Raw genomic sequence first — 17,519 nt, 5'->3', positions numbered from 1 at the left:
CCCCCGTACGTCTTCTACGCCGTCGTCCATGACTGGAGCTGCCATGACCTCCTCCGCACCGCAGAGCAATCCGCAGAGAAACCCGCAGACGGGACCACCGCAGGGCAAGGCGCCGGCCCCGAAACCTGAACTCAACCGCTCCCTGCGCAACCGCCATATGTCGATGATCGCGATCGGCGGTGCGATCGGCGCCGGACTGTTCGTCGGCAGCGGCTCGGTGATCAAGACCGCGGGGCCCGCCGCGATCGTCTCCTACTGCCTGGCCGGCGCGCTGGTGCTGTGCACCATGCGGATGCTCGGCGAGATGGTCGTGGCCAAGCCCTCGTCGGGGTCCTTCGCCGACTACGCCCGCACCGCCATCGGGCCGTGGGCGGGCTTCACCATCGGCTGGCTGTACTGGTACTACTACGTCATCATCGTGGCCGTGGAGGCCGTCGCGGGCGCGGCGATCCTGCACGAGTGGATCGGGCTGCCGCTCTGGGTGCTGGCCATGGGCCTGATGGTCCTGATGACCGCGACGAACCTGCTCTCCGTGAAGTCCTTCGGCGAGTTCGAGTTCTGGTTCTCCTCCGTCAAGGTCGCCGCGATCGTGGCCTTCCTGATCGTCGGCGGACTCTATGTCTTCGGCGGCTGGCCGGGCTCGTCCTTCGACTTCTCCCACCTGACCGCCCACGGCGGCTTCGCACCCAACGGCGTCACCGCGATCTTCTCCGCGATCGTCGTGGTCATCTTCGCGTTCGGCGGAGCCGAGATCGTCACCATCGCCGCCGCCGAGAGCAAGGAGCCCGAACGTTCGGTGGCCCGCGCCACCACCGGGATCATCTGGCGGATCATTCTCTTTTACGTCGGCTCCATCGTCCTGGTCGTCACCATCGTGCCGTGGGACAGCGCCAAGGTACTGACCAGCCCGTACGTCGCCGCATGGAAGATCATCGGGCTGCCCGGCGCGGGCGTCGTGATGGACATCGTGATCCTCACGGCCGTGCTGAGCGTGCTCAACTCCTCGGTCTACGTCTCCTCGCGGATGCTGCGGGCGCTCGCCACCCACGGCGACGCCCCCACCTGGCTGGTGGCGACGAACAAGCGCCAGGTCCCGGCCCGCGCCATCCTGGCCGGCACCGCGGTCGGCTGGATCTCGGTGCTGCTGGCCTATCTGTCCCCGGACACCGTCTTCACCTACCTGGTGAACTCGTCCGGCGCGATCGCCATCTTCATGTACCTCATGATCGGTGCGTCCCAGCTGCGTATGCGGCGGAGGCTGGAGCGCGAGGAGCCCGAGCGGCTGACCCTGCGCATGTGGCTCTTCCCGTATCTCACCTGGGTGGTGATGGCCGGCTTCGCCGCCGTGCTGGTGGCCATGGCCGTCATCGCCGACCAGCGCACTCAACTGCTCACCAGCCTCGGCAGTCTGGCCGTCGTGCTCGTCGCGTACGCGGTGCGCAGGGCACGCGGCAGCGGCCCGGTGCGCGCCGATGACACCCCGCGGCCGGACGCGGTGCCCACCTCCTGAACCACCGGGCGCCGAACCGCCCCGCCCCTGCCGATGCGGGACCGGCCGTGCGCCGGCCGGCCGGTCAGCCCAGGCGTACGGGCAGCGAGTCGACGCCGAACACGGCGGAGTACTTGCGGAACGCCAGCTCCTCCGCCGGTACGGCCAGCGACATGTCCGGGAAGCGCCGCAGCAGCGCCGGATAGGCCGCGCACAGTTCCATCCGGGCGAGTTCGGCGCCGATGCAGCGGTGGATGCCGTGGCCGAATGCGATGTGCGAGGAGGACGGGCGGGCCGGGTCGAACGTATCCATCCGCGGGCCGATGGAGGCATCGCGGTCGGCGCCGCTGAGGGAGCACAGCACCACGTCACCGGCGGATATCCGGGTCCCCGCTATCTCCATGTCCTCGCGGGCGAAGCGCGGGAAGGCGACCTGGACCACCGTGAGATAGCGCAGCAGCTCCTCCACACAGGGGCCCACGGCCTTGTCGTCGTCGCGGACGGCCGTGAAGTGGTCCGGGTTCTGGAGGAGGACCAGGGTGCCCAGGGCAAGCATGCTGGCGGTGGTCTCCAGGCCGCCCGTCAGCACCCCGTCGGCGAGACCGGTCAGCTCCTCGTCGTCGATGGCGTCGCCGTGCTGCTTGATCAGCATGCCGAGGAGGCCGTCGCCCGGGTTCTCCCGCTGCTTCTTGACGATGTCCCGGAGGTAGGAGAGCGACTCGGATATCGCGCCGAACGAGGCGCCGGCCCCGGCGAAGAGGTCGAACCGGGTGGTGCCGAGGCGCTGGAAGTCCTCCCGGTCCTCGTACGGGACACCGAGAAGTTCGCAGATGACGAGCGAGGGGATCGGCAGCGCGAAGGTCTGGACGAGGTCGACCGGCCCGGGAGTCCGCGCCATCTCGTCGAGCCTGTCGTCCACGATCTCGTGGATGCGCGGGGTGAGCCTGGCGAGCCGGCGCATGGTGAACTCCGGTGTGAGCAGACGGCGCAGCCGGGTGTGCACGGGCGGGTCGGAGAAGCCGAGGCCGCCGGGGTGCTGGCCCTCGGTGACGCCGGCGTTGCCGATCAGATTGGTGAAGTCGTTGCTGAAGCCCTTGGTGCGGCCCAGTACGGCCTTGGCCTCCTCGTAGCCGGTGACCAGCCAGACGTTCATACCGAGCGGTACGGACAGCTTGCTGACCGGTTCCCTCTCGCGCAGTTCACCGAGATCGGCCACCGGGTCGAGGCCGGTACGCCGCAGCGGCATGAGGGTCGAATCGGGGAGCAGCGCCGCATTCGAAAGGTCGAAGCCCTTCTTGCGGATGTTCGCCAGATAGCGGCGGCCCAGCCATGTCGTCATGCGTGAACGGATATTCGTCATGCGCGCAATACTGCCCCGACCATATGCGGGGCCGTTCCGCAGCCCCGATGCCCGCGACAGCGGCATAATTTTCGGCCGCGCGTACGAACCCTCATACCAGAGCGGGACGCTCGGCGCGCAAGTTCGGCAACTAGACGTCAAGTGCCACGGCGTGGCGACTACTGTGAGTGGCTGCTGATCAACAGGGAGACGCGTCAGGTGAGTTGCCTTCCCTGTCGGTGAGCCCTGGTATCCCACGTACCGAGGACGCTGATGTCTCAACTTCGCGCACCCGAAGCGCGGAACGACCGGCCGGAAGGCGGACGGCACGGCCGGACGGGCAACCGCCCACCCCGGCCGGGCCCCTCCCCGGCTCCGTCCGCCCGCCGCTCGCGGTCCGTACCGCCGACGCCCGAGGCCCGTATACGGCCGCAACTGCTGCGTACCGCCATCCTTCCCACCGTCGTCGCCGCGCTCAGCGGCACCGCGGCCGTGGTCTTCACCATCCACTCCGCCGGGGTCCACCCCTCGGCGTCGCTGCGCGGCGTACTGGCCGGATGCGCCGCACTCGCGGCAGCCGCCATGGCCGCGGCGGCGCTGGGGGCCGACCGGGTCACCAGGACGGTGCTCGACCGGTGCAACGCGCTGCGCCGCTCCAGCGCGCGCGGCCAGGCCGACCTGCGGGCCGTGGTCGACCGGCTCGCCAGAGGGGAGGCACCGCCCGGCGGAGGGGGCGGTACCGCCGGGCCGTCCCGGGGCGACGCCTTCGACCTGCTCGCCCTGGAACTGAGCCGCGCCCAGGAGGCGGCCGTGGAGTCCGTGGTGCGCGCCGCGCGCATCGCACCGCCCGCGGTGACCACGGTCGACGAACAGAAGGTCGAGGTCTTCGTCAACCTCGCCCGGCGCCTCCAGTCGCTGGTGCACCGGGAGATCCAGCTGCTCGACGAGCTGGAGAACCAGGTCGAGGACCCCGAACTGCTCAAGGGCCTCTTCCAGGTCGACCATCTGGCCACCCGGATCCGCAGGCACGCGGAGAACCTCGCGGTGCTCGGCGGCGCCATCTCCCGGCGCCAGTGGTCGAATCCGGTGTCCCTGACCGAGGTGATGCGCTCCGCCGTCGCCGAGGTCGAGCAGTACCCGCGCGTCAAACTGGTGCCGCCGGTGGACGGAACGCTGCGCGGCCACGCCGTCGCCGACGTCATCCATCTGCTGGCTGAACTGGTCGAGAACGCCACGGTGTTCTCCGCCCCGCACACCCAGGTACTGCTGCGCGCCCAGCACGTCACGGCCGGACTCGCCGTCGAGGTCGAGGACCGGGGCCTCGGTATGTCGGTCACCGAGACGGACCGGATGAACGCCCTGCTGGCCGAGCCCGACCAGGTCAATGTGGGCCATCTGCTCCAGGACGGACGGATCGGCCTGTACGTCGTGGCCGCGCTGGCCCGCAGGCACGGTGTCTCGGTCCGGCTGCAGGCCAATATCTACGGGGGAGTCCAGGCCGTACTGGTCCTGCCCGCCGCGCTGCTCGGCGCCGACGAGGCCGGACTCCAGACACCGACGGCCGCACGCACACCCCAGCCCCACCAGGTTCACCACACCCCCCAGGCCCACCAGGTCCCGCAGCAGGCGACCGTACCGGCCCCGCCGCCGGCCCCCCGGGATTCCCCCCGGCCGCTTCCCGTACGGGAGCCGGAGGCCGAGCGGCCCAATCCGGCCGCAGCCCTCCCGGGCGCGCACCACGGGCCGCCGCAGGACACCGGCGCGCCCGCCGACAGCGCGCGGTACGACAGCGCACGGTACGACACCGGGCCCGTCCCGCTGATCTCGCCCGCCGACCGCCCCGACCTGCCCCGGCGCCGGAGCCAGCAGCACCTGGTCCCGCAGCTCAAGGACGCGCCCGCGCCCCGGACGGACGAGGAGCACCCGGCCGTCCACGATCCGGGCCTGATGGCCGCCTTCCAGCGCGGCATCAGCCTCGCCGAGGCGGAGCCCGAACCCCACGGCCTCCCCCGGGACTTCCCCCACGACCTCTCCGCCCACGACCTCCCCGCACACGGCCTCCCCGTACCTGGCCTCACCACGAACGACCTCTCCAAGCACGACCTCTCCAAGGAGGAGATGCACCATGGCGAGTGAAGCGCCGACCGCGCATGTGTCCGATCTCGACTGGCTGCTGAGCGGCCTGGTCCAGCGCGTCCCATTCACCCGCAACGCCGTCCTGCTGTCCGCCGACGGGCTGGTGAAGTCCGTGCACGGCCTGGACGCCGACAGCGCCGACCACATGGCGGCCCTCGCCTCCGGTCTCTACTCACTGGGCCGCAGCGCCGGAGCGCGCTTCGGCGACAGCGGAGAAGTACGGCAGGTGGTGGTCGAACTCGACTCCACCCTGCTGTTCGTCTCCACCGCTGGTTCGGGCACCTGTCTCGCCGTACTCGCCGGGCGCGAGACGGACGCGGCCGTCCTCGGATACGAGATGGCCATGCTGGTGAAGAGCGTGCGGCCCTATCTGGTGACTCCGGCCCGCAGCCGGGTCGGCGCATCGAGCGCCACGGGGCGCTGAACGTGCCGTTCCAGCAGGACAGCCCATGGCTGGACGAGGCGGCCGGCCGGCTGATCCGCCCGTACGCCGTGAGCAACGGCCGCACCCGCCCCACCGCCCAACTCGACCTGCTCTCCCAGGTGATGGCGACCGGGGCGCCGCTCCCCGCACACCTCGGGCCCGAGCACGCCCAGACGCTCGGGCTGAGCGAGCGGCCCACCTCGGTGGCGGAGATCGCGGCCCATCTGCGGCTGCCCGTCGTCATCGCCAAAGTCCTGCTCTCGGACCTGATGGACAGCGGGGCCGTCACCACGCGCGCGCCCCGGCCCGACGAAGACCCCACCGACCTTTCCTTGCTGGAGGCAGTGCTCGATGGCCTACGACGACGGCTCTGATCTCTTCCCCACCGCGCTGAAGATCCTCGTCGCGGGCGGTTTCGGGGTCGGCAAGACGACCTTCGTGGGGGCGGTCAGCGAGATCTCACCGCTGAGCACGGAGGAGATGCTCACCCAGGCCGGTGAGCAGACGGACAGCCTGGAGGGGGTCGAGTCCAAGTCCACGACCACCGTCGCCATGGACTTCGGCAGGATCACCCTCGACCGGCACCATGTGCTCTATCTCTTCGGCACACCCGGCCAGGAGCGCTTCTGGTTCATGTGGGACGAGCTCTCCGCCGGAGCGCTCGGCGCCGTGGTGCTCGCCGACACCCGCCGCCTCGCCGAGTGCTTCGGCGCGATCGACTTCTTCGAGCAGCGCAGTATCGGATTCGTCGTCGCCGTCAACGAGTTCGACGGGGCGTTCCGCTACGGGGCGGACGAGGTCAGGGCGGCGCTCGACCTCAGGGCGGAGATCCCCGTGGTGCTGTGCGACGCCCGAATCGCCAGTTCGGGAATCCGCACCCTGGTCACTCTCGTAGGCCATCTGCTCGACACCGCGCCGGAGGCCGGACCCGAACCGGGCCCGGTGGCGGACCAGGTCACCACCCAGGGAGTCCACCCATGACGTACGACCCGACAGGGCGGCTGCTGCTGACCCCCGTCGACCGGGACGCGCCCGTCCGGGCCAGGCGGCTGCGCAGACTCGGCCTCGGGCAGCACCCCGACCCGGTCTTCGACGCGTTCGCCCGGCGGCTCGCCGAGGCGACCGGGGCGCCGTACTCGCTGGTCAACTTCATCGACGAGAACCGGCAGTTCTTCGCGGGACTGCACACCCCGGCCGGTACGCACTCGGGCAGCGACCTGAGCGCGGTGGCCGCGGCCTGCGGGATCAACCGTGTGATGGCCCGCGACCACGGGTACTGCCCGCATGTGGTCGCCCGCCGCAAGGCGCTCGTCCTGGAGGACGTCTGCGACTATCCGCGGTTCGCCGGGAATCCGGTGGTGGACGAGATCGGCATCCGCTCCTATCTGGGCGCGCCCCTCATCGACCGTACGGACACCGCACTCGGCGCGGTGTGTGTCGTGGACACCGTGCCGAGGCAGTGGGGGCTCACCGGTCTGCAGACCATCAAGGCGGCGGCGGCCGAACTGGTCGCGCAGATCCACCACCGGGAGGACGCCGGGCTCTGACGCCGGGCTTCCGGCGCCGGGTTCCGGCGTCCTGGCGAAGGGCGGCACGGTCAGGCCGTCACGGTCGTCCCGTCCGGGAACACCAGCTCGACCGCTCCGTCCCCGGTCGCTCCGTCCCCGGCCCGGCCGTCCCCGACCGTGACCGTGATCGACTCCTGCAACGCGGCGGGGTGCACCGCGTCCCGGGACAGGGCGACCAGGCTGACGTGCACGGTCCGCCCGCCGGGGTGTCCGGCGCGGCTCAGAGTCGGTGTCGCGGAGTGCGGGCCGTACGCGTTGGCCTGCACATTCCGGGCGACCGCCGCATCCGCCCGGTCCCAGCCGTACAGCCCGACCAGGGCGCTGGTCAGACCGTCCGCCGTCCGGGCCAGCGCCCACCCGGCGCCCTCGTCGGACGACGGGCGTTCCCGGGCGGCCACCGGATGGCCGCCCTCGCGTACGGTCACGCCCTGCGCGGCGTCCACCCGGTGCACCCGGATCTCCCAGGGACCGTGCAGCACACTGGTCGTCTCCACCCGGACCCCGGCGTCCTCGTACCAGGAGGACGCGGTCCGCCCCGCGCAGGCCAGCCGGTTGACGCGCCGCCGCCGCGACGGCACACCGTCCGGGCCGAGCACCGCGAGATGGTTGTCCACGGCCCGCTCCCACGCGTGCGGCGCCGACTCGGGCGCGGTGGCCGTGGAGTAGCCGAACGTGGCGTAGTGCGGGTCGTCCTCCGCGTCGCCCTGCGGCGGGTTGTGGTCGCTGCCGTGGTTGACGAGCCGGACGATGCCGTCGTGCCGGGTCCCGTGCAGCAGCCAGCCCGGCGCGGGCAGCGCGGTGTACTGGTCCGACTCCTCGATGGGCAGGGCCTGTTCGCGCTCCGTCCAGGTGGGGTGACCGGCCGGCAGCAGCAGCCCCAGAAAGCCCTTGGACGCCCAGTACGGCGACGCGGGACCCGAGTACGGCTGGGTGGTGGGCAGGAAGGTGTCGTACCAGCCGAGCGTGAGCAGCCCGCGCTCGTCGGGCACCCCGCGCTCCGCGAAGTGCCGCATGGTGCCCGACGCGAGACGGCGGGTACGGCCGGGGGAGAGCGGCGTGCAGTCGGCCAGCGCGCCCATCCAGACCGGAGCGAGCGCCGCGTACCGGTAGGTGAGGGAGCGGCCCTGGTGCACGGGCGCGCCGTCCCCTCCGAAGAAGTGCTGGTAGCCGTCGAGGAACTGGCGGAGCCGCTCCCGGTAGACCTTGGTGCGCCCGGCGTCCGGATCCTCACCGGCGATCCGGGACCAGAGCAGCGGGTACAGATGGAGCGCCCAGCCGATGTAGTAGTCGAAGTTCTGCCCGTCGCCGTCGGTGTACCAGCCGTCGCCGACGTACCAGTCCTCGATCCGGTCCAGACCGCCGTCGATGTCGGACTGGCTGTACGGGGCGCCGACCGAGGCGAGGAACTGCTCGGACACCACCTGGAAGAGCCGCCAGTTGTTGTCCCAGGTGCGGCTCCCGACGAAGCCGGAGAACCAGTCCACGACCCGCTCCTGGACGCGGGTGTCGAGCTTGTCCCAGATCCAGCGGCGGGTCTCGTGCAGCGCCACGGCGACCGACGCCGCCTCCACCATCTGCTGCGAGCACTCGGTCAGCCTCGGCCAGGCTTCGCGCGACGCCGGATCGGTGCCGGTGGCCAGGCCCTGCGCGTACCGCTCCACGAGACGCGGATCCGCGGCGTCGCCCGCGCCCGCGATCCGGAACGCGGCGAGCAGGAAGGAGCGCGCGAACCCTTCGAGACCGTCCGACACCACCCCCGACCAACTGCCGCGCCCCGGCAGCCGGTACTGCGCGAAACCGGGGGTCGCGTACGGCACGAGACCGTCGAGCAGCCGGTCGGCGAGCGCCTCCCAGTGGGCGCGGGTCCAGCCGGTGCGCGAGGAGAGGAGCCGGTCGGTCGGGGGCAGATCGAGGAAGGGCGGGGTCATCGGGGTGGTGCTCCTGGGCTGTGTGAGGGGGGGCCGGTGCCGGCGGGGCGGGCCCGCCGGCACCGGTGGGACGGGCGTCAGCGGAGTTCGGCGGTGTGCGTATGGCCGCGTGAACCGTCCACCGCGACGGTGAGGACCGGGCGGCGCCCGGTGGTGACGGTCACCGTGGGATCGGCGCGGACCACCTCCCGTACCCGGAAGGGCAGTTCGAGCGTCACGGCCTGCCGGCCGTGCCCGGGGTCGGCGACCGCGACCGACACACCACCGCCGTGCCGGCGCAGCAGAACCGACGCCGGGCCACTGGAGGTGAGGCCGGCCGCGGTCCCCGGCTGCCAGAAGGTGGCCGCGGTCAGCCCCGTCCTGGCCACCTCGACCAGCTGCACGGTGGCGTTGTTCGCCACGATCCGCACCGGCCGGGTGTGCGCCTGGACCGCGGTGGCGGCCGGGGAAGCACCGGGCAGCAGAATGTAGGCGTACGAGGCGTCGGCGGGGGACACCCCGTGGTCGAACCAGAGCGTCGCGTAGATGCGGGTGACCGGGGTGGTGGAACCGGCGGTGTCCGCACCGGTGTCGAGATCGCTCCAGCGGCCGGTGCGCTCCTCGCGCAGCGCGTGCAGCGAGGTGCCGGGCGAAGGGAACACATACCCGCCGACACCGTCCAGATGGGCCCAACGGGCGCCGTGGAACGTCCTGTTCCAGCCCGGCCCCGACGGCTGGTGCTCGCCGTCGACGGTCAGCCGCCGCTCGCCCGACGTGTGCAGATTGCGGTTCTCCACGACGGTTTCGACCGTGCGGCCGTCGCTCGCGGTGATGCCCGCCCCGAGCGCGATCACCGCGTTGTCGACGAGGAACCACGACTTGCGGGCCTTCAGTGTGCTGCCCTGCGCCGCCAGCTCCATGGCGGCCGCTCCGTACCGCCCGTCGAGGACAGCGCCGCCCGCGACGGTGTTCCCCGGCAGGTAGGTCCCGGTACCGGAGCCGGGTGTGATGTCCGCGCGCCGCCGGGTGTCCACGGTGGTGCCGGGCAGCCGGTAGGGGTCGACGGTCGGCCAGAAACCGTCGCCGAACTGGCCCAGGTCGTCGCCCGTGTAGAGGTACGTCATACCGTCACCGGTGTACCAGCCGTGCAGGTTCTCGCCGTTGCCCGCCTCGTACGCCGCGATCCGCTTCGATGACAGGGCGAGCGCCAGGGACCAGCCGGGCCGCCGGTGCACCACCCGGTCCATGTCGGCGAAGACGTGGTGACCGGTCGCCCGGTCCGCGGCGACGACGCTCCGGTCAGCGAGCAGCTCCTTGGCGAGCGCGACCTGCGGAATCCCGACCAGGCCCAGATAGGGGTCGGTACGGTTGCGCTCGATCCAGCCCTTGACCGCCGCCCGCCAGCGGTCCGCCACGGAGTCGGGCGCGGCGCTCGCCAGCAGCAGAATCGCCGAGACGGCCGCGGCGCCGTCGGTGTGGTCGGCGGCCCGCTCACGCGAGATCGCCCGGCCGCGCACCGCGTCCATCATCAGCCCGTCGAAGATCACCGGTGCGAAGGTCCCGGTGACCGCCTCGTACATCACGGAGATCCGCGGATCGCTGACCGCCCAGGGCGAACCGGCGAGCAGCGCGCTCAGATACGCGGCCCCGGCCAGCAGCACCGTGCCGTACGAGCCGGTGTACGCCACCGTGTCGTGCTGGACGAAGGAGCCGTCCGCGTAGAAGCCGTCGCCCGAAGTGACGGTCTGGAAGAGGCTGTTGAGCCCGTTGTCCCGTACGTCGGAGAGGCCGTCGCGGGCCAGCGCGACCTTCGCCGAGTCCTGGGCGAGCAGCCCGTGCAGCGCCACGATGACGGCCTTGTCCGACCGGTTGGCGCCGGTCTCCGCGAGCGACGGGGAGTTGGTGCGGCGGTCCGGATCCGGTGCGAACTTCTCGACGCTCGCCAGCTGGGCGGTCAGGTCGGCGGCGGGGATCCGGGACCTGAGGAGCACACAGCAGTCCAGCAGCGCGCGCGGCGCCCCGATCTCCCAGAACCACCAGTTGCCGCTCTCGGTCCTGTCCGGGTTGTACGCCGTGTCGTGCAGGAAGCGCAGCGCGGACACCAGCGCGTCCGCCACCTCGTCCTTCCCGCTCAGCGCGGCTCCGGTGGTCGCCCAGGCGGTCGCGAGGGTCCGCAGCCGGGTGTAGCTCTGGCTGAACATCCCCGGGTCGGTCACCGGGACGTAGTCAGGCCATAGCGCGGTCCGTCCCTCGCTGCGGTCAAGACGCTGCCAGAGGTCGGCGGCCGTGGTGTCGAGTGTCTTCAGCGCGGTGGTGAAGTCGGGGTCGGCGGCGTCGAACGCGCCCCCGGTGATGAGCTGTTCGGCGCGGGCGAGCGCGGTCTCGTACACGTCGGCCGCCGGTGCGCCGGTGGTGGTGGGGGACGCGGGTGCGGCGGCGCGCGCCGTTCCCGCGCCCGCGGTCCCGGCGACGACCGGCACGACGACCGACGCGGCCCCGGCGGCCAGGAGTGTTCTCCTGCTGAGCGCGGAATGAGGCTGATCCATGGCGGTTCCCTTCGGTTCCGGAATCGGGGGCGGTGTCAGTCGCTCAGCGAGCTGGGGTCGACGGGCGGTTCGGGCAGCCGCAGCGCGGCGATCTCGGCGATCCCGGTGGCATCGATGGGGAAGGCCCACTTCCGTACGAAGAAGTCCGTCAGGTCGTACCCCGCGACCCGGCTCGCGTAGGTGGACAGCGCCCGGTACTGCCTGGCCTCCACGGCCGGGTCGTGGTCGTAGTCCTCGACCGGCGCGTCGTGCTGGTGCTCGGTGCGGACCAGCTGGTGCAGCCTCGGCCAGAAGTCGTCGCCGAAGGCCAGTTCCAGCTGGCGCAGCGGGACCAGCTGCTCGTACGGGCCGAACGTCGTCTCGTACGCGATGCCGGGCGTGCCGACCTTGGGCGCCGCCGACTGGAACCAGTTGAGCCCGGTCGTCGCGTCCTTGGTGAGCAGGTTGGACGGCTGGCCCAGGGTGCGCTGGGCGGCCAGTGAGTAGATGTTGACGGTGACCTCGGTGAGCCCGCCCGCCTGGTAGGCGGCCTGCTGGTTGAGGTGGCCCAGCTCGTGGTAGAGCCCCCAGCCCCTGGTCCGCAGTCCCTCGACGGTGCAGAGGCGGTCCATATAGGCGCGCGGGAAGCCGTTGAAGCCGTGCCAGGCGTAGGCGCCGACGCCCTTGGGGACGACGCTCACCTCGTTGAAGTGGTAGCGGCCCGCCTTGGGGCGGTTGAGCGGCTTCGGGCCCACCAGGCCGCTGATCCTGTTGTGCGAGTCGATGATGGTGTCGAAGAGCCGCAGCAGCGCCGCGTGGTCCTCACCCCGGTAGAGCAGCGCGCCCTCCCGGGTCAGCGTCAGGATGGTGTGTCCGGTGGTCAGCTCCACCCAGGGCACATCGGTGATGCTGTCCAGCTGCCGCTGGAACTCGGCCTCGGTGGTGCGGCCCAGCTCGAAACCGGCCATCCGCGCCGTGCCGGAGACGAAGGTGACCGCCGCCTGCTGCCCGTGGCCGGCGAAGCTGAGGTAGAGGGGGCCGCCGTAGACGTCGGAGACGGTGTTGCGCCCGGCCCGCAGCGGGAACACCCGGGGGGCCTTGAGGTCGGGGTTGGTGTTGTAGTCGTCGAAGGTCCCGATGTGCAGGACGGGCAGCGCCCCGTGCCCCGGCCGGATCCGCACCGTGACCTGCTCGCCCGGGGCCGCGTAACGGCCGGTGGGGATGAACTCGCTGGCCCGCAGCGAGCGGTCGAGCCGCAGCCGCTCGGTCTCCGCGCCGGGGAACGCCTCGATCAGCAGGGTGTCGCCCGCACGGGACGCGGGGGACGCGGGGGACGCCGGGGAGGCGGGGGCGGTGCGGGAGCGGCCGTCCGCCGCAGCGCTCCCGGCGCCGAGCAGGGTGACGGCTCCGGCGCCCGCCAGTGCGGCGAGCGCGGAGCGGCGGCTGACCGCCGAGCCGGTGAGGGGCAGGTGAGCAGGGCGCATCCGGACTCCCAGGGGGCAAGAGATGGTGGAGTGGCGTACGAACTGCGCGTCAGCATGTAAGCGGTTGCTATCAACCCGCAAGAGGATCGGGGAAGTTACTGTCTTTTACTATGGCCAACTGGGGACAGGCCGTAAGTAACCGGTCACGGAGCACCCGGTCCCCAGACAGGCGGCCACGGAGCAACCGGTCACGGCCGGCGGCCGCGCGCGGGCGGCGGCGCCACGGAGTCGCGCACCACGAGATGGGTGCCGAGCCGCACGGTCCCGGTGGTCGGCTCCCGCCACTCGTCCTCGTCACCGCCGGGCACCGCGAGCCGTACGGCCTGGCGTCCCATCTCCTCCAGCGGGATGTGCACGGTCGTCAGCCGGGGCCGCAGCTCCTGCGCCACCGGGATGTCGTCGTACCCCGCGAGTGACATGTCCTGCGGCACCCGGACACCGGCTTCCTCCAGCGCCTGGGCCGCGCCGGCCGCCACGATGTCGTTCGCCGCGAAGACCGCGGTGAAGTCCGGTCCTTCCCGCAGGAGTTCGGCCATCCTGCGACGCCCGAAGGCGCGGCTGAAGGAGCCGAGCTGCTCCAGCTCCGGGTCGCGGGGCACCCCGCGCAGCTCCAGCGCCCGCCGGTGCCCGGCGAGCCGGTCGCGGGTGGTCGACAGAGCCGGCGGGCCGCCGAGGTAGAGGATCCGCTCATGGCCCTGGGTCAGCAGATGGTCGGTGATGGAGAAGGCGCCGCCCTCGTTGTCGTACTCGACGGCGGCGCCGCGCGCCTCCTGGTCCAGCGGCGGCCGCCCGCACAGCACCAGTTTCGATCCGCCGGACTCCAGGTCCCGGGCCCTGCGCCCCAGTTCGGCGGTGTGCGCGCGGTCGGCGACGGAGCCGCCGACGACGACCACGGCGTCGGCGCGCCGCTCGTGCATCAGCTCGATGAAGGCCAGCTCGCGCTTGGGGTCGCCCTGGGTGCAGCAGACCAGGCAGAGGCGTCCGCCGAGGCTGGCCTCCCGCTCCACGCCGCGGGCGATATAGGCGTAGAAGGGGTCGATCAGCTCGTTGACGATGATGCCGACCGTGCGCCCCGACACCCCGGCGAGCGCGCGGGCGTGCGCGTTGACGACATAACCCAGCTCGCGCATCGCCTCCTCGACCCGCTCCCGGGTCGCGGCGGCGACCGGGTAGTTGCGGTTGAGTACGCGCGAGACGGTCGCGGTCGAGACCCCCGCCAGCCGTGCCACGTCCGTGACGGTCGCGCGTCGCCGGCTGTCGGCTGCCGAGGTCTGGCGGCGCATCGGTCCCACCCCCTGGTTGTCGTCCTGTGCCGCTGAGCTTATGGCCTGCGGGACGGGGCCGTTCATGCGATCCGCTCCAAGTCGGCCAGGTGCACGGGGTGATTGAACGGCAGCCCGTCGGCGTAACGGCAGAGTTCGTCCACGGCGAGCGCTCCGAGCCTGCCGACCTCGTTGCCCTGGGCGCCCGCCATGTGCGGGGTGATGAAGACGTTCGGCAGGTCCCACAGCGGGTGGTCGGGCGGCAGCGGTTCGGGGTCGGTCACATCGAGTACGGCGTCGAGCCGCCCGCTGACCAGGTGTCCGGTGAGCGCCTCGGTGTCGACCAGGCGCCCGCGCGCCGTGTTGACCAGCAGGGTGCCCGGGCGCATCAGCCCGATCCGCCGGGCGTCGAGCAGCTGCCGGGTCACGGGGGTGTCGGGCGCGTGCACGGTCACCACGTCGCTGGTGGCCATGAGGGTGTCGAGGTCGGTGGAGACGGCCCCCAGCAACTGGGCCTCGGCCGCGCCGACATACGGGTCGTACAGCAGGATGTCCGCGTCGAGCACCCGGAGCAGTTCGATCACCCGGCGGCCGATCCGGGAGGCGCCGATGACGCCGACCGTCAGGCCGTGCGTACCGATCCAGTGCTGGCGGTCGAGGTCGGCCGCGGTGCGGTGGGTGCGGCGGTCGCGGAAGAGCCGGGCGAACGGGAAGGCGCGCTTGGCGCCCATGATGATCGCGGCCAGGGTGAACTCCGCGACCGGCACCGCGTTCGCGTCGGCCGCGGACGACACCGCCACCCCGCGTTCGTACGCCTCGGGCGCGAGGAACGTCTTGACGGTGCCCGCCGCGTGGATGACGGCCCGCAGCTTCGGCGCCCGCTCAAGCAGCCCGGCGTCGATGGGCGGGCAGCCCCAGCCGGTGAGCAGCACCTCGGCGCCGGCCAGCGCGGCCATGGCGTCGGGGGAGCCGAACTCCCTGATGACATAGGGCGGATGGAGATCGGCCGACTCCTCGAGACGGGCCCGCACCCGTGGCGGGAAGATGTCGTCGATCAGTCCGGGGTCCATGGCCAGCACGGTGCGAGGGCGCCGCGGGGGCGGGTCCGGCTCGTCCGTACCGGTCTGGGCCGGTGCCTCGTCGGTGGTTCGCACCCTGCCTCCGGACAGTAAACGCGTTCTATTGATGAGCGGCACGCTAGGGAGCCAAGACGCCACACGTCAAGCGATCTGTGCGGCCATCTGACCGGTTTGCGCCGCTATTTGAGGACATTTCCGGGCGATCCGATCGACAGAAACATCGAGTAACGCAGACGTTTCTCCGGATCTCTTGACGGTGGGGTTAACCGCTTACTACGTTGCGGCGGCAGAAGGCTCGCTCTGCGCCACCCCAGCCGAACAGGACTGCACCATGGCTGAAACAGCACCTCCGATGCCGCTGGACAAGCGGCGCAGGAAGTCCCAAGCACCATCTCCACCCGTCGTCGCCCAGCACCGGCTGTCCCTGTGGCAGCGGATCAAGCGCGACAAGGTGATGCTGCTGCTGACCCTGCCCGGGCTGCTGTACTTCGTGGTGTTCCACTACATCCCGCTGCTCGGCTACATGGTGGCCTTCCAGGACTACCAGCCGTACCTCGGCTATATGCACAGCGCGTGGACGGGCTTCGCCAACTTCTCCAGCGCCTTCGCCGACCCGGCCTTCTGGTCGGCGACCGTGAACACGGTGGAGATCGCCTTCGTCCAGCTGATCTTCTTCTTCCCGGTGCCGATCGCGCTCGCGCTGCTGCTCAACAGCATCGTCAGCGACAAGCTCCGCCGGTTCATCCAGAGCGTCGTCTATCTGCCGCACTTCATCGGCTGGGTCATCATCGTCTCGATCTTCCAGCAGGTGCTGGGCGGCGCCGGGCTGCTGCCCGACCTCCTCGGTGATCTGGGCCTGCCCCGCTACGACATGATGAGCGACCCCAACGCCTTCCCCTGGCTGATCGCCCTCCAGTCCATCTGGAAGGACGCGGGCTGGGGGACGATCATCATCCTCGCCGCGCTGCTCGGCATCGACAAACAGCAGTACGAGGCCGCGGCCATCGACGGGGCGAACCGCTGGCGCAGGCTGTGGCACGTCACCCTCCCCGGTATCGCCCCGGTGATCATCCTGCTGCTGATCCTGAACCTCGGCCAGATCCTCTCCGTCGGCTTCGAGCAGATCCTGCTCCAGCGCGACGCGGTCGGCCCCGGCTCCGGCGAAGTGCTCGACACCTACGTCTACTACCACGGCATCAAGGACAACCAGTGGGGCATCTCGGCGGCTGTCGGCCTGGTGAAGGCAGTCGTGGGAACCGTCCTCGTCCTGGGCGCGAACAAGTTCGCCCACCGTCTCGGCCACGAAGGGGTGTACCGCGGTGCGGACAGCTGAGAAGTCACCGGCGAAAGCCCCCGTCACGGCAGCGCCGCTCGCGGCCGCGCCCGTGATCAGGCCGTCGGACGGCCGCCCGCCGTGGATGGAGCGGCCGACGCGCCTCGGCCTCACCGGCAAGGGCATCGTCCTGGTCCTGGTCGTGGTCGCCGTGGCCTATCCGCTGCTCGGTGTGATCGGCACGAGCTTCGCCTCGCAGACCGACATCATCAAGTCGACCGGTCTCGTCCTGTGGCCCGACCACCCCACGCTCGACGCCTACCGCACCATCTTCACCGGCGGTGTCGTGTCCCGGGCGCTGCTGGTGAGTGTCGGCATCACCGTCTTCGGTACGGCGGCCAGCCTGCTGGCCACCATCGGCATGGCGTACGGGCTCTCCCGCCGCAATGTCACGGGATCCCGCTTCATCCTGATGACGGCCCTGTTCACCATGCTCTTCAACGCCGGCATCATCCCGAACTTCCTGCTGGTCAACCAGCTCGGCCTCTACAACACCTACGCCGCTCTCGTCATCCCCACCCTGATGAGCGCCTTCAACCTGGTCGTGCTGCGCGCCTTCTTCATGAACCTGCCGGAGGAGCTGTACGACGCGGCGCGCGTCGACGGCGCCGGGGACTTCCGCATCCTGCTCCAGGTCGTCCTGCCGCTCTCCAAGGCGGTCATCGCGGTCGTGGGCCTCTTCTACGCCGTGGCGTACTGGAACGCCTTCTTCAACTCGCTGCTGTACCTCCAGGACTCCGACAAGTGGCCGCTGCCCATGGTGCTGCGCACCTTCGTCCTCCAGGGCCAGAGTCTCAGCGGCGCGGCGGCGGGCGAGAGCGTCGCCCCGCAGGAGGCCGTGCAGATGGGTGTCCTGGTGGTCGCCGTCGTACCGATCCTGCTCGTCTACCCGTTCGTCCAGCGCTACTTCACCAAGGGCGTGCTCACCGGCGCCATCAAGGGCTGAACAGCCCCGTCGGCTGAGCGGCCGGCC

The 17,519-nt window shown here is 71.2% G+C and carries 14 protein-coding genes; 8 read left to right on the top strand and 6 right to left on the bottom strand.

Translation table 11 applies throughout. The features are described from left to right. Nucleotides 1–43 precede the first annotated feature (43 nt). Complete coding sequence (locus tag OG510_RS04400; RefSeq protein ID WP_406135361.1) at nt 44–1,510, top strand: amino acid permease; 1,467 nt, start codon at nt 44–46, stop codon at nt 1,508–1,510. 64 nt (nt 1,511–1,574) lie between these two features. On the opposite strand, the gene OG510_RS04395 is transcribed toward OG510_RS04400, so the two are convergent. Then, entirely contained in the window at nt 1,575–2,849 is a 1,275-nt protein-coding gene (locus tag OG510_RS04395) for a cytochrome P450 (protein WP_406135360.1), read from the bottom strand. Nucleotides 2,850–3,101: 252 nt separating this feature from the next. Here OG510_RS04395 and OG510_RS04390 point away from each other — a divergent pair, with 252 nt between their 5' ends. The 5 genes from OG510_RS04390 to OG510_RS04370 are packed head-to-tail and all read left to right on the top strand — an operon-like array spanning nt 3,102 to nt 6,935. Further along, entirely contained in the window at nt 3,102–4,964 is a 1,863-nt protein-coding gene (locus OG510_RS04390; protein ID WP_406135359.1) for a sensor histidine kinase, read from the top strand. After that, entirely contained in the window at nt 4,954–5,388 is a 435-nt protein-coding gene (locus OG510_RS04385) for a roadblock/LC7 domain-containing protein (protein WP_164262110.1), read from the top strand. Before OG510_RS04390 ends, OG510_RS04385 begins: the two co-directional genes overlap by 11 nt. A 2-nt stretch (nt 5,389–5,390) precedes the next feature. Then, a complete protein-coding gene (locus OG510_RS04380) occupies nt 5,391–5,762 on the top strand; it encodes a DUF742 domain-containing protein (protein ID WP_164262106.1) in 372 nt (123 codons plus the stop codon). Continuing rightward, complete coding sequence (locus tag OG510_RS04375; RefSeq protein WP_406135358.1) at nt 5,740–6,369, top strand: GTP-binding protein; 630 nt, start codon at nt 5,740–5,742, stop codon at nt 6,367–6,369. Before OG510_RS04380 ends, OG510_RS04375 begins: the two co-directional genes overlap by 23 nt. Beyond that, entirely contained in the window at nt 6,366–6,935 is a 570-nt protein-coding gene (locus tag OG510_RS04370) for a GAF domain-containing protein (RefSeq protein WP_164262101.1), read from the top strand. Before OG510_RS04375 ends, OG510_RS04370 begins: the two co-directional genes overlap by 4 nt. Before the next feature lie 50 nt (nt 6,936–6,985). Here OG510_RS04370 and OG510_RS04365 read toward each other — a convergent pair whose 3' ends face one another. The 5 genes from OG510_RS04365 to OG510_RS04345 all read right to left on the bottom strand — a co-directional run bounded on the left by OG510_RS04365 (nt 6,986) and on the right by OG510_RS04345 (nt 15,204). Further along, nucleotides 6,986–8,884 (bottom strand): DUF2264 domain-containing protein, encoded by a 1,899-nt coding sequence (locus OG510_RS04365; RefSeq protein ID WP_406135357.1) that lies wholly within the window; start codon nt 8,882–8,884, stop codon nt 6,986–6,988. Nucleotides 8,885–8,961: 77 nt separating this feature from the next. After that, a complete protein-coding gene (locus OG510_RS04360) occupies nt 8,962–11,409 on the bottom strand; it encodes a polysaccharide lyase 8 family protein (RefSeq protein WP_406135356.1) in 2,448 nt (815 codons plus the stop codon). Nucleotides 11,410–11,444: 35 nt separating this feature from the next. Continuing rightward, nucleotides 11,445–12,872, bottom strand: a complete 1,428-nt coding sequence (locus OG510_RS04355) for a M60 family metallopeptidase (RefSeq protein ID WP_406135354.1) — start codon at nt 12,870–12,872, stop codon at nt 11,445–11,447. 188 nt (nt 12,873–13,060) lie between these two features. Then, nucleotides 13,061–14,155 carry a LacI family DNA-binding transcriptional regulator gene (locus tag OG510_RS04350; RefSeq protein WP_406142300.1) on the bottom strand — a complete coding sequence of 365 codons (1,095 nt, stop codon included), beginning with the start codon at nt 14,153–14,155 and terminating at the stop codon, nt 13,061–13,063. Between the two features lie 62 nt (nt 14,156–14,217). Beyond that, nucleotides 14,218–15,204, bottom strand: a complete 987-nt coding sequence (locus OG510_RS04345; RefSeq protein WP_406142299.1) for a hydroxyacid dehydrogenase — start codon at nt 15,202–15,204, stop codon at nt 14,218–14,220. Between the two features lie 340 nt (nt 15,205–15,544). Here OG510_RS04345 and OG510_RS04340 point away from each other — a divergent pair, with 340 nt between their 5' ends. Both OG510_RS04340 and OG510_RS04335 read left to right on the top strand, forming a co-directional pair. Next, nucleotides 15,545–16,546, top strand: a complete 1,002-nt coding sequence (locus OG510_RS04340) for an ABC transporter permease (protein WP_406135352.1) — start codon at nt 15,545–15,547, stop codon at nt 16,544–16,546. A gap of 85 nt (nt 16,547–16,631) precedes the next feature. After that, on the top strand, nt 16,632–17,492 hold the full coding sequence (locus OG510_RS04335) for a carbohydrate ABC transporter permease (protein ID WP_164262126.1): 861 nt from the start codon (nt 16,632–16,634) through the stop codon (nt 17,490–17,492). Nucleotides 17,493–17,519 lie beyond the last annotated feature (27 nt).

Origin of the sequence: Streptomyces sp. NBC_01089 (genome assembly GCF_045162975.1) — a bacterium.
GTDB lineage: Bacteria > Actinomycetota > Actinomycetes > Streptomycetales > Streptomycetaceae > Streptomyces.
This window is presented reverse-complemented; position numbering and strand designations above follow the sequence as displayed.

What these genes read in the sequence shown, in the direction of transcription:
- OG510_RS04395 (WP_406135360.1), bottom strand. Translation starts at nt 2,849, where the DNA reads ATGACGAATATCCGTTCACGCATGACGACATGGCTGGGCCGCCGCTAT.
- OG510_RS04365 (WP_406135357.1), bottom strand. Translation starts at nt 8,884, where the DNA reads ATGACCCCGCCCTTCCTCGATCTGCCCCCGACCGACCGGCTCCTCTCC.
- OG510_RS04375 (WP_406135358.1), top strand. Translation starts at nt 5,740, where the DNA reads ATGGCCTACGACGACGGCTCTGATCTCTTCCCCACCGCGCTGAAGATC.
- OG510_RS04335 (WP_164262126.1), top strand. Translation starts at nt 16,632, where the DNA reads ATGGAGCGGCCGACGCGCCTCGGCCTCACCGGCAAGGGCATCGTCCTG.
- OG510_RS04345 (WP_406142299.1), bottom strand. Translation starts at nt 15,204, where the DNA reads ATGGACCCCGGACTGATCGACGACATCTTCCCGCCACGGGTGCGGGCC.
- OG510_RS04340 (WP_406135352.1), top strand. Translation starts at nt 15,545, where the DNA reads ATGGCTGAAACAGCACCTCCGATGCCGCTGGACAAGCGGCGCAGGAAG.
- OG510_RS04385 (WP_164262110.1), top strand. Translation starts at nt 4,954, where the DNA reads ATGGCGAGTGAAGCGCCGACCGCGCATGTGTCCGATCTCGACTGGCTG.
- OG510_RS04355 (WP_406135354.1), bottom strand. Translation starts at nt 12,872, where the DNA reads ATGCGCCCTGCTCACCTGCCCCTCACCGGCTCGGCGGTCAGCCGCCGC.
- OG510_RS04360 (WP_406135356.1), bottom strand. Translation starts at nt 11,409, where the DNA reads ATGGATCAGCCTCATTCCGCGCTCAGCAGGAGAACACTCCTGGCCGCC.
- OG510_RS04350 (WP_406142300.1), bottom strand. Translation starts at nt 14,155, where the DNA reads ATGCGCCGCCAGACCTCGGCAGCCGACAGCCGGCGACGCGCGACCGTC.
- OG510_RS04370 (WP_164262101.1), top strand. Translation starts at nt 6,366, where the DNA reads ATGACGTACGACCCGACAGGGCGGCTGCTGCTGACCCCCGTCGACCGG.
- OG510_RS04400 (WP_406135361.1), top strand. Translation starts at nt 44, where the DNA reads ATGACCTCCTCCGCACCGCAGAGCAATCCGCAGAGAAACCCGCAGACG.
- OG510_RS04390 (WP_406135359.1), top strand. Translation starts at nt 3,102, where the DNA reads ATGTCTCAACTTCGCGCACCCGAAGCGCGGAACGACCGGCCGGAAGGC.